General features: G+C 65.6%; 14 protein-coding genes. 6 read left to right on the top strand and 8 right to left on the bottom strand.

Going from position 1 to position 14,991, the window contains the following annotated elements:
* Nucleotides 1-54: 54 nt before the first annotated feature.
* On the bottom strand, nt 55-816 hold the full coding sequence (locus FHW92_RS13480) for a 16S rRNA (uracil(1498)-N(3))-methyltransferase (protein WP_168603785.1): 762 nt from the start codon (nt 814-816) through the stop codon (nt 55-57).
* A gap of 47 nt (nt 817-863) precedes the next feature.
* Between FHW92_RS13480 and ubiA the strand changes: the two genes are divergently transcribed.
* A complete protein-coding gene (ubiA, locus tag FHW92_RS13475) occupies nt 864-1,775 on the top strand; it encodes a 4-hydroxybenzoate octaprenyltransferase (RefSeq protein WP_168603784.1) in 912 nt (303 codons plus the stop codon).
* Nucleotides 1,776-1,784: 9 nt separating this feature from the next.
* On the opposite strand, the gene FHW92_RS13470 is transcribed toward ubiA, so the two are convergent.
* Genes FHW92_RS13470 through FHW92_RS13455 form a run of 4 tightly spaced genes read right to left on the bottom strand, consistent with a single transcriptional unit; the run spans nt 1,785 to nt 7,334 of the window.
* Nucleotides 1,785-5,201, bottom strand: coding sequence for an AAA family ATPase (locus FHW92_RS13470; RefSeq protein WP_168603783.1), 3,417 nt, complete (start codon nt 5,199-5,201; stop codon nt 1,785-1,787).
* Between the two features lie 9 nt (nt 5,202-5,210).
* The gene (locus FHW92_RS13465; RefSeq protein ID WP_168603782.1) at nt 5,211-5,966 is read right to left on the bottom strand and encodes a thioredoxin domain-containing protein; all 756 of its coding nucleotides are present in this window, start codon (nt 5,964-5,966) and stop codon (nt 5,211-5,213) included.
* 37 nt (nt 5,967-6,003) lie between these two features.
* The gene (locus FHW92_RS13460) at nt 6,004-6,723 is read right to left on the bottom strand and encodes a thioredoxin domain-containing protein (RefSeq protein WP_168603781.1); all 720 of its coding nucleotides are present in this window, start codon (nt 6,721-6,723) and stop codon (nt 6,004-6,006) included.
* Between the two features lie 29 nt (nt 6,724-6,752).
* On the bottom strand, nt 6,753-7,334 hold the full coding sequence (locus tag FHW92_RS13455; protein ID WP_168603780.1) for a DUF721 domain-containing protein: 582 nt from the start codon (nt 7,332-7,334) through the stop codon (nt 6,753-6,755).
* A 28-nt stretch (nt 7,335-7,362) separates the two neighbouring features.
* On the opposite strand from FHW92_RS13455, the gene FHW92_RS13450 reads away from it, so the two are divergent.
* Genes FHW92_RS13450 through FHW92_RS13440 form a run of 3 tightly spaced genes read left to right on the top strand, consistent with a single transcriptional unit; the run spans nt 7,363 to nt 9,695 of the window.
* Entirely contained in the window at nt 7,363-8,448 is a 1,086-nt protein-coding gene (locus tag FHW92_RS13450; RefSeq protein WP_168603779.1) for an A/G-specific adenine glycosylase, read from the top strand.
* Between the two features lie 2 nt (nt 8,449-8,450).
* Nucleotides 8,451-9,332, top strand: a complete 882-nt coding sequence (gene nudC, locus FHW92_RS13445; protein ID WP_168603778.1) for an NAD(+) diphosphatase — start codon at nt 8,451-8,453, stop codon at nt 9,330-9,332.
* A gap of 3 nt (nt 9,333-9,335) precedes the next feature.
* Nucleotides 9,336-9,695, top strand: a complete 360-nt coding sequence (locus tag FHW92_RS13440; protein WP_168603777.1) for a YciI family protein — start codon at nt 9,336-9,338, stop codon at nt 9,693-9,695.
* 3 nt (nt 9,696-9,698) lie between these two features.
* On the opposite strand, the gene FHW92_RS13435 is transcribed toward FHW92_RS13440, so the two are convergent.
* The gene (locus FHW92_RS13435) at nt 9,699-10,106 is read right to left on the bottom strand and encodes a DUF1489 domain-containing protein (protein ID WP_168603776.1); all 408 of its coding nucleotides are present in this window, start codon (nt 10,104-10,106) and stop codon (nt 9,699-9,701) included.
* On the bottom strand, nt 10,106-11,545 hold the full coding sequence (gene mgtE / locus FHW92_RS13430) for a magnesium transporter (RefSeq protein ID WP_168603775.1): 1,440 nt from the start codon (nt 11,543-11,545) through the stop codon (nt 10,106-10,108). The genes FHW92_RS13435 and mgtE overlap by 1 nt, the downstream gene beginning before the upstream one ends.
* Before the next feature lie 167 nt (nt 11,546-11,712).
* Between mgtE and FHW92_RS13425 the strand changes: the two genes are divergently transcribed.
* Nucleotides 11,713-12,180, top strand: a complete 468-nt coding sequence (locus FHW92_RS13425) for a peptidylprolyl isomerase (RefSeq protein WP_168603774.1) — start codon at nt 11,713-11,715, stop codon at nt 12,178-12,180.
* Nucleotides 12,181-12,342: 162 nt separating this feature from the next.
* On the top strand, nt 12,343-14,103 hold the full coding sequence (locus FHW92_RS26235; protein WP_168603773.1) for a HAMP domain-containing methyl-accepting chemotaxis protein: 1,761 nt from the start codon (nt 12,343-12,345) through the stop codon (nt 14,101-14,103).
* Here FHW92_RS26235 and FHW92_RS13415 read toward each other — a convergent pair.
* The gene (locus FHW92_RS13415; protein WP_168603772.1) at nt 14,100-14,987 is read right to left on the bottom strand and encodes a LysR substrate-binding domain-containing protein; all 888 of its coding nucleotides are present in this window, start codon (nt 14,985-14,987) and stop codon (nt 14,100-14,102) included. The two genes, FHW92_RS26235 and FHW92_RS13415, sit on opposite strands and share 4 nt — an antisense overlap.
* Nucleotides 14,988-14,991 lie beyond the last annotated feature (4 nt).

The following is a 14,991-nucleotide window of genomic DNA, read 5'->3' as shown; positions in this document are numbered from 1 at the left end:
TCTTTGCGCCAGCGAGAAAATCTATTCACCTTACATTGTCAGTCGGCGCCCTGATTATGCGCCCCAGTCACCCATCCCGCCCATCCACAGCGCGGTGGCCGCGATACAGGCGGTTTCGCCCCGCAAAATGCGCGGGCCCAGTGTAATCGCATGGGCCGATGAATGGGCGCGGATGGCGGCGCGCTCCTCATCGGTAAAGCCGCCCTCTGGCCCGGTCAGCAGCGCGGCGGGGCCGGCATGGGCGGCAAAGGTGCCCAGCGCGGGCGCGCCGCCCTGCTCATCGGCAAAGAATAGGGCGCGCGGCGCGTCCCAATCGCGCAGCAAGGCATCTAATCGCATCGGTGCGGCAATCGTGGGCAAGGCGGTGCGCGCGCATTGCTCGGCCGCCTCGATCAGCGTGGCGCGGGCGCGGTCCAAATTCAACTTATCTGCCACGCATCGCCGCGTCAGCACCGGCTGAATATGGCGTACCCCTAATTCGCAGGCCTTTTCCAGCACCAGATCGAAACGGTCCTTTTTGAGCAGCCCCGCGCAAAGCGTGAAATCGGGCACAGCTTCGCGCGCGCGCAACAGGTCCACGCATTCCAGCACCAGATCGCGCTTGCCCACCGAGACGGCCCGCGCGGCCCATTCGCCCGACACATCATCGCACAGGATCACCGCATCGCCCGGCCCCACGCGCATAACGCGGCCCAGATAATGCGCCTGCGGCCCGTCAATACTGACCTGTGCCCCGGCGGACAGGGGCGTTTCGACAAACAGGCGTGGCGCGCTGCGCGGGGGCCAGGCGGGAGTAGCTGGAAGATGATTGCTCATGCCCTGCGCTCTAGCCGATTGCGGTGCGCCACGCTATGGCATGGCGCATGAGCGAAACCGTCCAGATCGTACCCGACAGCGAACATCGCGGGATTATGGGGTTGCTGCCCGCCGCGGCGCGCGATTATGCCTCTTTGGCGCGGCTGGACCGCCCCATCGGCTGGTGGCTGCTGTTCTGGCCTTGCGCCTGGGGCGTGCTTCTGGCGGGCGGCGCGCATCGCTGGGGCCTGCTTCTGTGGCTCCTGCTGGGCAGCGTGGTGATGCGCGGCGCGGGCTGCGTTTATAATGATATCGTGGATGTGGACATCGACCGCCGCGTGGCGCGCACGGCCCTGCGCCCGATTGCCAGCGGGCGGGTGTCGAAGAAATCGGCATGGGCCTGGCTGATCGGCCTGTGCCTGATCGGCCTGCTGGTGCTGCTGCAACTGCGTTGGCAGGCGCAATTGGTGGCACTGGGCTCGCTGGCGCTGGTGGCGGCCTATCCCTTTATGAAGCGGATCACCGGCTGGCCGCAGGCGTGGCTGGGGCTGGTGTTTACATGGGGGGCGCCGGTCGGCTGGGTCGAGATGCGAGGGTTCGAAGGGCTGGGGCCGCTTGGCCTGCTCTATGCGGGCTGCTGGGCGTGGTGCATGGCCTATGACACGATCTATGCGCTGCAGGACCGTGAGGATGACGCGCTGGTGGGCATCGGTTCTTCGGCGCTGTCGTTCGGGCGGCATGTGCATGCGGGCGTCGGCGCGCTTTATACGATGGCGCTGGGTTGTTGGGCTGGGGCCTTGTGGTTGGTGCGGGTGGATTGGCTGGCCTTGCTGGCGCTGCTGCCGGTGGGGCTGCATTTCCTGTGGCAAGTGGGGACGTTGAAGCAGGATGATGGCGGCAATGCGCTGGCGCGGTTTCGGTCGAACCGGTTTGCCGGGTTCCTGATGGCGCTGGCCTGTCTGGTGGTCGGCAATGCCTGATTTCTGGGCTTAACTCGCCTCGGCCAGCAATTGCTCGGCCGCGCTTAAATCCACGCTGACCAGCCGCGACACGCCGCGCTCGACCATGGTCACGCCGAACAGGCGGTGCATCCGGCTCATCGTCACGGCATTATGCGTGACGACCAGATAGCGCGTTTCCGTCTCGCGCGTCATCGCCTCCAGCAGGTCGCAGAAGCGCTCGATATTCGCATCGTCAAGCGGCGCGTCCACCTCGTCCAGCACGCAAATCGGCGAGGGATTGGTCAGAAACAGCGCAAAGATCAAGGCCACCGCCGTCAACGCCTGTTCGCCACCCGACAGCAAAGTCAGTGATTGCAGGCGCTTGCCCGGTGGTTGGGCGAAGATCTCCAGCCCCGCCTCCAGCGGATCGTCCGAATCGACCAGCGCCAGATGCGCCTGTCCGCCCTGAAACAGCGTGGTGAACAGACGGCGGAAATGGCCATCGACCGCCTCAAACGCCGCGCGCAGCCTCTCGCGCCCCTCGCGGTTCAGATTGCCGATCGAGCCGCGCAGCCGGTTGACCGCTTCGGCCAACTCGGCTCTCTCGCGCACGGATTCGCCCGCGCGTTCCTCGGCGGCGGCCAGTTCCTGCGCGGCAACCAGATTGACCGGCCCCAGCCGCTCGCGATCCGCCGCCCATTGGTCCATGGCGCGGCTTTCCTCGCCCGCCGTACCAGTTTCGGTAAAGCCGAAACGTTCGGTCAGCAGCGGGGGCGGACATTGAAAGCGCTCGCCCGAGGCGCGGTTCAATTCGGCGCGGCGCCCGTTTTCATTATCTGATCGCGCGAGCGCTCCCGCGCGCGCCTCACGGGCGGCCAGAAGTGCTTCCTGCGCGCTGGTTAATTCGCGCTCGGCCTCGGTGGCTTCCTGCGCCGCCTGAGCCATCGTGCTTTCGGCCTTTATCTGGGCTTGGCTCAGCGCCTGCTGCTCTTGCTCCAGCCTATCCATCTCGACACGGATCGCGGCCGGTCTGGCAGCATGGACGGCGCGCTCCTGCGCGATTTCCTCGATCCGCCCCGCCATCTGCGCCAGCCTTTTGGCCGCATCGCTGGCCCGGTTCTGCCAGTTGCGGATCTCGCCCGATTGCGCATGAACCCTTTCGCGAGCGACGGCCATAGTTTGATCGTGCGCGGCCAGCAGAGCGGTGGCCGATTGGTGATGCGCCCGTGCCGCCTCATGCCGCAAACGCGCCGTCTCCAGCATGGCCCGCCCCGTATCGGGCGCGGGCAGGGCGGCGCGGCGCTCCAGCGCGGCCTCCTGCTCGGCGCGGGCCGCATCGCGCTGCTGGGTCAGGTCGAGCGCGGCAGTTTGCAATTCGGCGCGGCGGGCGGCGGCGCGGTCGCGCGCGGCCTCGGCGGCATCCATGGCGCGCAGGGCAGCCCGTTCGGCCTCGGCGGCTGCGGCCACCTCGCGCTCAAACCCGGCGGCCTCGTTCTGCGCCTGCGCCAACGCTGTGGCCACCGCGCCCGCCTCGGCCTCGGCCCGGACGAGTGCATCGCGCAATGGCGGGATCTGTGCTTCCAGCGCGAGGAAGCGGTTATCCGCCTCCATCCGCGCCGCTTCCGCCGCGCCTTCGCCCCTCGCCACAAAACCATCCCAACGTCGGACATGCCCCGCGCGCGTCACCAACCATTCGCCGGGTGCGAGGGCGCGTCCATCATCCTCATCATCCACCCAGACCAGTGCCAGTCGGGCCGCCAGTTCCTCCGGAGAATCGGGAACATACGCGGCCAGACTCTGCGCCACCGGCACAGGCGGCGCGGCCCCAGTCCAAAAGCGTCCCTCAGCACCGGCTTCTCCCAAAGGTGCCTTCGCATCGCGCCCCAGCACGGCGGCCAACGCGCGCTCATAGCCCGGCGCGGCCCGCACATGGTCAAGCGCGAGGCGGCGTCCGGCGGCGTTCTTCTGCGCTTTGGCGCGGGTCTCGCGGTCGCGCTGCAAGGCCTGAAACTCGCGCTCGATCCCGGCCAGATCGGCGCGGGCCGCCGAAAGCGCGCTGGCGGCGGCATCGCGCCGCCCCAGCAAGGCGGCGCGGCGCTCCTGTGCGGTATGCAGCGCCTCCCGGGTCTGTGCCAATCTCGCGCCCGCCTCGTCGCGCCGCGCGGTGGCGGCGGCCAGATCGGCCAGCGGATCGCCGGCTCGGTCCAGCGCGGCCAATGCCTCGCCATTGCGCGTCAGATCGGCGTCCGCGCGGGCGCAGCGGGTGCGGGCCTGCGCGATCTCGGCCTCCGCCACACGCCACTCGGCCTCGACGCGCGCCTGTTCGGCATTGGCCTGCGCATAGGCGATTTCGGCGGCGCGGGCATTGCTGTCTGCTTCCTGAAGGGCCTGCGCCATGGCGGGCCTTTCGGCCTCTGCCTGCGCCAATCGCGCCCGCGCTTCGTCCAGTTCGAGTTGCAGCCTTTGCAAGGCCTGCGCCGCATCATGAGTAAGCCGGTCGGCCTCGTTGCGGTCGGCCTCCAGCCTTGCCTGTTGCCGGTCCAGGTCGGCCAATTTCGCCTGCGCCGCCTCCCACTGGCTGTTCAAGGCGGCAAGGTGGTGGGTATTGGCGCTGGCAGCCTCGCGCGCGATGCTCAGCGTCTCGCGGGTGGCGATGGCGGCCTGGGCGGCGGCGGCCTGCGAGGTTTGGGCGGCATCGGCGCGGAATTGTGCGGCCGTGGCGCGTTCCTCGGCCAGTTTGGCTTCGGCCTTGGCATGGTCCGCCGCCTGCGCAGCCTCGCGCCAGCGGGCAAACAGCACGCGCGCCTCGGCCACGCGGATCTGTTCGGACAGGTGGCGATAGCGCTCGGCCGCGCGCGCCTGCCGCCGCAGCCCGGCGATCCTGCTTTCCAGCCCCGCCATCAGATCTTCAAGGCGCGACAGATTGGCCTCGGTCGCGCGCAATTTCTGTTCGGCATCGCGGCGGCGCACATGTAGGCCCGCGATTCCCGCCGCTTCCTCCAGCATGGCGCGGCGTTCGGCGGGGCGGGCGTTGATGACGGCGGCAATCCGGCCCTGACTGACCAGAGCGGGTGAATGCGCGCCGGTTGCCGCATCGGCAAAGACCAGCGCCACATCCTTTTGCCGCGCATCGCGCCCATTGATACGATAGGCCGAACCCGCGCCGCGCTCGATCCGGCGCACAACCTCCAGTTCCTCGCCCGCGCTGTCATGGGCGGACAGGATCACTTCGGCAAAATCGCGCGGCGGGCGGGTGGCCGTGCCCGCAAAGATCACATCCTCCATCCCCCCGCCGCGCAGCGACTTGGGGCTGCTCTCGCCCATCACCCAGCGGATGGCCTCGAGCAGATTGGATTTGCCGCAGCCGTTGGGGCCGACCACCCCGGTCAGCCCCGGCTCTATGCGCAGTTCGGCAGGCTCAACAAAGCTCTTGAAGCCTGAAAGTTTGAGCCGCCGAAAACGCATGAAAGCCTATCAGGCACCCGCAGCCTTCAGCGCGGCTTCGACATTCTTCCACTCGGCGCCTTCGACCTTGTTGCCGTTGACGAAGACGGTGGGGGTCGAATTGATGCCCTTGGCGCTGATCGCCTCGGACGCCTTGGCCACGGCCTCGGCGCGAGGCAGGTCGGCAAGGCACTGGCGCTGCTGCGCTTCGGGCAGGCCGCGCGCCGAGAAGAAGGCGGTATAGCCCAGCGCGTCGGCAATCGCCGGATAGCGCTGCGCGGCGGGCAGCTTCATCGCGGCCGAAGCCTGATCGTACTGCTCCTTGGTCTGCGAATTCATCGCGTCGAAATTGGTGTAAACCTGTTCGATCAGGCCGAAATAGGCGTCATCCCCGCCGCAGCGCGCCAGAACCGTCAGTGGAATATCCTGAGGATGGATGGCAAAGCTGCGGAATTCCAGGCTGACCTTGCCGCTGGCGATATAATTGCCGGTCAGCGCGCTCATCCCGTCCTGCGCCAGTTTCGCGCAGTGGGGGCAGGAGAGCGAGCCATATTCCACCATCTTGATGGCGGCCTTGGGATTGCCCACGATGATGCCGTCGCCATCCTCGGTCTTGGCAAAGGTTTCGGCCCATGTCTTGCCGGCAGGCGGCGCCACGGCGGTCACGCTGCCAGCGGGCGCGGTGGCGGCGCCGTTTTCCGACTTGTTGCAGGCGGCGAGGCCCAGCGCGAGCGGCGCCATGGCCAGCATGGTCAGGGTACGGGTGGAAAGCGGGGCAAATATCATCTTGCAACCTATCCTTGGGCAAAGAATGAAATGGGTGTTACTTCAGCATGGCGGCCAGCTTGGGCTGCAATCCGGCCCAGTCATGTTCTTCGATCATCTTGCCGTCCAGCGTGAAGGTGGGCGTGCCGGTCGCGCCCAGTTCCTGCGCTTCCTTGGTCTGGGCGATCACGCGGCGCAAGGTGGCTTCGTTGGCGAAACAGGCGTCGGCCTGCGCGTGGCTCAGGCCCGCGCCGGCGGCGATGTCATAGAATTTCAGATCCGAAGCGATCGCGCGCATCCGCTCGGGCATCTGGCCTTCGTTCCAGCGCTTGGTCTGAGCCTCGGTCAGCTTTTGCGCGGTGGCGATCCACTGGTCCTGCTCGGCCAGAAACTTGTGATGCAGCGGGAAGAATTTTACCGGCGGCACACAATTGGTCAGCATGGCTATGGTGATGTCGAGCGGATCGCGGACCAGATGGCGCACCTCGAACGACAATTGCCCGCCGCCCACCGGCCCCATGCGCAGCGGCAGCGCCGTCTCTGCCTCGAAATGGGCGCAATGCGAGCAGGTGTAGCTCATATATTCGATCAGCTTGTGGGCTGCGGCCGGATTGCCTTGAATATGCCCGCCTACCTGGCTGACGGCCACTTTGGCGCCCCATGCGCCGCCCGTTGCCGCAGGCCGGGCCACATGTTGGGGCGTGGCGGCCAGAACCGGCGCGGCGCTCAGCCCAAGCGTCAGAGCAACGGCGGCCATCATGCGAAGGGGAAGAAGCATCCAGAGTCCTTTGCTGAAAACATAATTCGTCACGCCTCGTCCTGACGGGCGATGCTGCGGGCCAGCGATTCGAGAACCGCCTTCAATTCGGGATCACCGATATCGCGCAGCGAATCGCCAAGCTCGATCGGGATCGGCTTGAGGCTGGGCGGCGCGGCGCGGGCCGGGCTCTTTGGACGGGCGATCACCTCGCCTTGCCGCATCTTGACCTTGGACACCGCCTGATAGCCAAAGAAACGGTTCACCCGCTCGATGATTTCGGGGATCACATGGGTGATGATCGGCGCGTGGGCGGGCAGCACCACCAATTGCAGGATGCCGTCGCTCTTTTCGCCGGGCGGGAAACGGATCGCCTCGGGCATACAGACATTGGCGTGGATCGGCCCGACGATTTCGGGCCAGCGCGTCACCACGCTGGATTGCACAAAGCCGAAGCGGCGAAAGGCGGTGCGGCCGATATCGGGCATCAGTTCGGCAATCGGGCGGGCCTGTCCGCCGCGCGGACGCTCATAGGGCTGGCCCACGCGCGATTTTCCGCCGCGCGCTTTATCATCACGCGGTGCGACAGGGCTTTTGCTGCCCTTTGGTGTATTTGGCCTATCCCTTTCCATACCTGTCCAGCCATGCCATAGCCGCCCCATGGATGCCAGAGGCCAGAGCGTGAAATGCGGTAAAGTGGATAGCCCGCGCGCAGGATCAGTCGCGCATGCGCTGCTTGATTGGTATGATGCCCATGCGCGGGCGTTGCCATGGCGCGCGCCGCCGGGCGCCAACCGGGCCGATCCCTATCGCGTGTGGCTGTCCGAGGTGATGCTGCAACAGACGACGGTGGCGGCCGTCATCCCCTATTTCGAACGTTTCACCACGCGCTGGGTTGATGTTGCCGCGCTGGCCGCTGCGCCTGAGGAAGAGGTGATGGCGGCATGGGCGGGCCTTGGTTATTATTCGCGGGCGCGGCGATTGGTGGAATGCGCAAGGGTCGTGGCCGATCGCGGCGGTTTTCCCGAGGATGAGGCGGGATTGCGCGCCTTGCCGGGGCTGGGGGCCTATACGGCGGCGGCGGTGGCGGCGATTGCCTTTGGCCAGCGTGCGGTGGTGGTCGATGCCAATGTCGAGCGGGTGGTGGCCCGCCTGTTTGACATTGAGCAGCCTTTGCCCGCCGCGCGCGCTGCCATCCGCGAGGCCGCCGATGCCATTACTCCCGATGCCCGCAGCGGCGATTTTGCCCAGGCGATGATGGATCTGGGCGCGGGGATTTGCAGCGTTCGTGCGCCGCAATGCCTGATCTGCCCCCTGCGCAGCGATTGCCGGGGTCAGGCGCGGGCCGAGCAATTGCCGGTCAAACCGCCCAAGAAGGCCAAGGCCCAGCGCATCGGCCATGCATGGTGGATCGAGCGCGACGATGCAGTCTGGCTGATCCGCCGCCCGGCCAGCGGGATGCTGGGGGGGATGCGCGCGCTGCCCGATGATGGCTGGAATGCGCGGGCCGACGGGTCGGGCGATCCGCCGCTCGATGGCGGCTGGCGCGAGGTGGGCAGGGTGACGCATGTCTTTACCCATGTCGCGCTTGATCTGGCCGTGATGGTGTCACAGGGCGGTGATAGTCCGGAGGGTGTCAACGAATTGGAAGAGGGTGAATGGTGGCCGCTGGCCCGGCTTGACGAGGCGGGATTGCCCACGCTCTATGCCCGCGCCGCAGCGGTCGCGATGGCCAGAAAAGGATAGATATGCGTCCCCCCATGACCTTTACCGGCAACCCTCTGGACCGCGCCGATGCGGTGCGTTCTGATCCTGCGCGTCTGGCGGCGTTGTGGGCGCGGGGCGGGCGGCTGTTGCAGATGGAAGGGCTGGAACCCAGCCTTGCCAGCGGCGCTCTGATCTGGAGCGAGGCGGATGAAGCGCCCGAGGGCGAGGCGGTGTTCCTTGGGCTGGACGGGGCGGGTATCGGCCATTTTGCCCCGGTGCCTGCTCCCGATCAGGCCAGTACGGCGCCCGCCAGTTTCAACCTGTGGCAGGCGCTGAACGGCATGGATGGCGGCGAGATCGCGATCTATGGCGCGGCGCGGGCGCTGGTGGGCTGGCATGCGCGGCATCGGTTCTGCGCGCGTTGCGGCGCGGCCACGGCGCTGGCCAAGGGCGGATGGCAGCGCGATTGCGCCGCCTGCGGGGCGCAGCATTTTCCCCGCACCGATCCGGTGGTCATCATGTCGGTTGAGCATGAGGGGCGGCTTCTGCTGGGCCGTCAACCTCGTTTTCCGCCGCATCGCTATTCCGCGCTGGCCGGTTTTATCGAGCCGGGGGAGAGCATTGAGGAGGCCGTCGCCCGCGAGATTTTCGAGGAAGCGGGGGTCAAGGTCCGCGATGTGCGCTATGTCGCCAGCCAGCCATGGCCTTTCCCTTCCAGCCTGATGATCGCGGCCCATGCCTTTGCCGATGATCCGGCGCTGACCATCGACCACAGCGAGTTGGAAGATGCCCGCTGGTTCACCCGTGCCGAAGTGGTCGAGGCCATGCATGCGCGCGACCGGGGCGAGGATGGCGCGGCCTTCAGCGCGCCTTCGCGCACGGCGGTGGCGTGGCATTTGCTGGCGGATTGGCTGGAGGATTAGGTCATGCGCGTTCTGGTGATGGTCAAGGCTACCCAGGAAAGCGAAGCGGGCCGGTTCGACCCGGCGTGGACGCAGGAGATGATGGCCGCGATGGGGCGCTTCAACGATGCGCTGCGCGAGGCGGGCGTGCTGATTATGGTCGAGGGATTGACCGCATCGGACCAGGGCAAGCGCATCCTGTTTGACGGCGCGGCCCGTGAGGTCGTCGATGGCCCTTTCACACCCAGCGGGGAACTGATCGCCGGTTTCTGGCTATGGGAGGTGCGGGATATGGACGAGGCGCTGGATTGGGTGCGCCGTTGCCCCAATCCGATGCCTGTGCCCAGTGTGATCGAGATCCGCCCGATCCACGAGCATCGTTAGGCGTCAGACCAGTCCCAGCTTCGCTAATTCCGCCGCCACATTGGCGGGCAGGACATCGCCATTGTCTCCGCTGGCCAGATCGGCCGGGGCGTCCTTGGCCTCCAGATAGCGCCAGCCCTGATGGGCGCGGCGCGGCGTGGGCACGACATCGATCAGATCGGTTGAAATCAGGATCGCAGTGCGCCCGCCTTCGTCCTCCTCAAAGCCCAGAATTTCGCTGCGCGCCACCAATTGGTGCTTGAAAATCCAGAACAGCGATCCGCCGATCATCTCGGCCGCTCGCTTGGGTCGGTTGCGTGTGGTTAGCCGCGCCACCTTGGCGCCTCCGCGCCGCCCCTCAGGCGAGAACCATTCGTGAATTTCGGCCATGGATTGGGCGCCATAGGCAACTTTGGTCATATTCAGGGGCATCAGGCAAGTCCCGTCAGAACGGCAAGGCCGAGGAAGGAGAAGAAGCCCATGACATCGGTGGCCGTGGTTACAAATACGGCCGAAGAGACGGCTGGATCAACCCGCAGCCGGTCCAGAGTGACGGGCACCAAGATGCCCGCAAGGCCCGCGACCAGATTGTTGATGACCATGGCCGCCCCGATCACCGCGCCCAGATGCGGATTGCCGAAAAGCAGCGTCGTGCCCGTGCCGATCATCAGACCCAGCGACAGGCCATTGGCCATCGCGATGCGCAATTCGCGCAGGACCATGCGGACCGTATTCGAGCTGGTCAATTCGTTGGTCGCAATCGCGCGCACCACCACGGCCAGCGTCTGGGTGCCCGCATTGCCGCCCATCCCGGAGACAATCGGCATCAGCACGGCCAGCAGCGCGAATCGCGCAATTGCCCCCTGAAACAGGCCGACCACCGAGGAAGCGATGATCGCCGTGCCCAGATTGACCACCAGCCATGACAGGCGCGTGCGCACCGTCATCAGGATCGGTTCGTTGATGTCACCATCGCCCGCGCCAGACAGGCGCAGGATGTCCTCGCTGGCTTCTTCCTGAATGATGTGGACCACGTCGTCGACCGTGATCTGACCAACCAGCCGCCCGCTTTCATCGACCACGGCGGCCGAAATCAGCGCGTATTTCTGGAAGCGCAGCGCCACTTCTTCCTGATCCATGCCCACCGGGATCAGCGTCTGGTCGCGCTTCATCACATTGGATAGCGTCACATGGCGATCGGTGCGCAGGATCCAGGAAAGCTGGCACGTGCCGACCGGATGGTGGCGGGCATCGACGATGAAGATTTCCCAGAATTCGGTGGCCAGATCCTTGTTGTCGCGCAGATAATGGATCAGCTCGCCCACGCTCATATGCTCGCCCACCGCGATATAATCGCGGCTCATCAGGCGGCCTGCGGTCTCCTCGGGATAGGCCAGCGCGGATTCGATGGCGGCGCGTTCTTCCGGCTCCATTTCGGCCAGAACCGCCTGCTGTTCTTCCGGCTCAAGGTCTTCGAGCAGGGCGACCGCGTCGTCGGTCTCCATCTCCTCGGCAATGTCGGCAATGTCTCCGGCCGACAATTCATCGACCAGTGCCTCGCGCACGTGGTCGTTCAGTTCGGCAAAGACCTCGCCGCCCATCAGGTCGGAAATGGCATCGGCCAGCGCCGGGCGCTCATCGGCGTCGATCTGTTCGAACAGGTCGGCCACATCGGCCGGGTGCAGCGGCTCGACCAGCGCATAGACCGCGTCGACCTCCCCTGCATCAAGGGCCGCGCGGACCCGGCGGACGAATTCCCCCTTCAACTGGTTGTCTTCGTCCAGGCTGTCATGGCGCGTGTTTTCCTCCGCCGCCTCGATTTGGGCGGTGGGGGCATCGGCATAGAGAGGATCGACAGGCTCGACAGTCATGGGGGAAGGGGATTAGGCATTAAGCGAATAAAAGCAACCGTGCAGGATGCGTTTAACGCAAGGGACCGCACAAACTGCTGGCCTTGGACGCGGGGCCCCTTTATCAGCGCGGCCAGAAAAGGGCGATGATGGCCAATCCTCGCCACGTCCATACAGGAGCTTTACCCATGGCCGACGAAATTCTCACCTTCACCGTGGACACCGGCAACGGCATCGGCGATGTTGTCATCAAGCTGCGCCCCGATCTGGCCCCCGGCCACGTTGAACGCATCAAGGAACTGGTCGGCGAAGGCTTCTATGACGGCATCACCTTCCACCGCGTGATCCCCGGTTTCATGGCGCAGGGCGGCTGCCCCAACGGCACCGGCACCGGCGGGAGCGACAAGCCCGACCTGAAGGCTGAATTCAACAACGAACCGCATGTGCGCGGCGTGTGCTCGATGGCCCGCACCTCCTATCCGCACTCGGCCAACAGCCAGTTCTTCATCTGCTTTGACGATGCCACCTTCCTCGACCGTCAGTACACGGTTTGGGGCATGGTCCAGTCGGGCATGGAATTCATTGACGCGCTGCCCAAGGGCGAACCTCCCCGCAATCCGGGCAAGATCGTCAAGGCTGTGGTTTCGGCGGCCTGATCCCATGGTCCGCTCCCGCGCTCTCCCAGGTGGAGGGCGCGGGGCGGATCTGCGTTTGCACCAACTGTTAACTCTTCTTCAGGGCTCGTCCCTAGCCATCGGTTCAACCGATCTCCATTGCTTGTGAACGATAGTAAACGGACAGTCTCGAGAGGATAGTCCGTGCTCGCTCGCGCAAAAATCAGCACACTTGTCGCCGCAGGCTCGCTTTCGCTGGCGGCCATCATCGGCTTTGGGGCCACATTGGCCGTTCAGGGCGCGTCGACCATGCGCGCCGATATGGCCTATCTGGCCAGCAATTCGGTCCCCAGCGTGGACAAGCTCAATTCGATCATCGTCGATTTTGAAATCGCGCGCATCCGCATGTCGCGCATGATTCTGGCGCAATCGCCTGATGAGGCCACCAAGCAATCCGCCTCGCTCGACAAGGCTCTGGCCAATGCCGAACAGGGTATTGCCGATTACAAGAAATTGATCAGCGACAAGGAAGATCGGCGGCTTTACGAGGATTTCGTCCAGCGCTGGCAATTGTTCCGACAGGACGTTGAAGTCATTCGCGCCGCTGAACTGAGCAATCAGCATGACCGCGCTATTGCGCTGTTCAATGGCGATATCGTGGGCCATTCGCGCGATCTGCAAGGCGCGATTGAGGCCGACAAGGATTACAACGTCAAGCTGGTCAATCAGATTGCGGGCAAGGTGCTGGAACAGGCCGATACCGCGATCCAGCGCAATATTGTGCTGGGTATGCTGGGCGTCGGCATTGGCCTGCTGGTGCTGCTGATGTTCTCGCTGCGGGTGACGCGACCGGTTTCGCATTTGAAGGATGCGATGGGCGATATGGCTGCGGGCAATCTGGACCGCGACATTCCCGGCATCGACAAGAGCGATGAATTGGGCGACATCGCCCGCGCGCTGGAGGAGATCCGCCAATCGGTTGCCAATCGCAGCCGCGCCGAGGCCGAGACCAAACTGGCCGCCCAGCAGAAGATCACCGGCGCGCTGGAGCGTGGTTTGGCCGCCCTGCGTCAGGGGCGGCTGGATGAGCGGCTGGACGAGGAATTTCCGGCCGAATACGAACAGTTGCGCAATGATTTCAATGCCACGGCCGCCTCGCTGTCCGAACAGATTTCAGCCGTTTCGGTCTCCTCCAACGCGGTGCGTTCCGGGGCTGGCGAGATTTCCTCGGCGGCGCAGGATCTGGCTCATCGTACAGAGCTCCAGGCTGCATCTTTGGGCAACACAGCCAATACCGTGCGCGAACTGGCCCATTCGGTGGCCCAGACCGGGCAGGGCGTGACCAGCGTGGCCGGATCGGCGCATGAGGCCGAGCGGGAGGCCTCGAACAGTGGCGAGTTGATGCAGGGCGCGGTGGCGGCGATGCAATCCATCGCGGCGACCTCGGAAAAGATGCGCTCCATTGTCGAGATCATCGACGGCATTTCGTTCCAGACCAACCTTTTGGCGCTCAACGCCGGAGTCGAGGCGGCGCGGGCGGGGGACGCCGGGCGCGGCTTTGCTGTAGTGGCCACCGAAGTGCGCAATCTGGCCGAGCGCAGCGCGCTGGCGGCCAAGGAGATCGGCGCGCTGATCGTCCATTCGGGCGAAGAGGTGCGCACGGGAGTTGATATGGTCAGCCGCACCCAGGCCAGCCTTGAACGCATTGTCGAACGCTCGACCGAGGTGGCGGGTATGCTCTCCACGCTGGCCACCAATGCGGCCCACCAGTCCGAGGCCATTGCCGGCGTCAATCAGGTTCTCAACGAACTCGACATGGCCACTCAGCAGAATGCCGCGCTGGTCGAGGAATCGACGGCCGCCTCGCGCTCTCTGGCCCATGAGGCCGAGCGCCTGTCGGGCGTGGTGCAGCGCTTCACTCTGGCCCGCCGCTCAACCCGCGACGGGCTGCGTCACGCCGCTTAAAGCCCAGCCTTGATCAGCCAATCGTGGAAAATCCGCACCGGGCGCGTTTCCAGCGCGCGCGGGCGGCACACGAACCAATAGCTGTAGGGGCTGTCGATATCGGCGTCGAACAGGCGGACCAGACGGTCATCGCCGGGGCGCAGGAAGTGGTCGTCATGGACGATGGCGATGCCCAGCCCCTGAACGGCGGCCGCAATGATAAGCTGGGCGGAGTCGAAATGGTCGATCGCGGCCGGTTCCAGCCGTTCCAGCCCCAGCGCGCCCTTCCACACATCAAGGCTTTCGGGCAGGTCGGTCGAGATCACGAAAGTCTGCTTTGACAGGCGGGCCAGATCGGGCGTCGCGCCGATCTCGGCCGCCAGCGCGGGCGAGGCGAAAGCGTGGATCTTGTTATGATCGAGACGTACTGAGTGGAGCGCGGGATCGGGCTCCTTGGACAGCACGATGGCCGCATCGATCGAATCGCCCAGTTCCGATTCGAGCTGGGCCCCGGTATCAAAGTCGATATGCAGGCGCGGATGCAGTTTGCGCAATTCGGGCAGGCGCGGAAACAGGCGCGTGCCGGCAAACAGCGCGGGAACGCCCAGATGCAGGCGCATCACATTGCTGGCCTCCATCTGTGACTCGACCGCTTCGGCCAGATCTTCCAGCTTGGGGCTGACGGCGGCGTAAAAGGCATGGCCGTCATCGGTCAGCTTCATTGCCTGATGCTGCCGCGTAAACAGGCGCTTGCCCACGAAATCCTCCAGCGCGCCCACGCGGCGGGACAGCGCCGAAGGGCTCAGGCCCAATTCGCTGGCCGCGGCCTTGGCCGAACCAAGGCGAACCGTGCGGACAAAGGCTTCCAGCGCGCGCAGGGGGGGCAGGCGGCGGGTGGCGGGCATGATC

The organism is Novosphingobium sp. SG707, from assembly GCF_012275515.1.
In the GTDB taxonomy this organism is placed as follows: Bacteria; Pseudomonadota; Alphaproteobacteria; order Sphingomonadales; family Sphingomonadaceae; genus Novosphingobium.
This window is presented reverse-complemented; position numbering and strand designations above follow the sequence as displayed.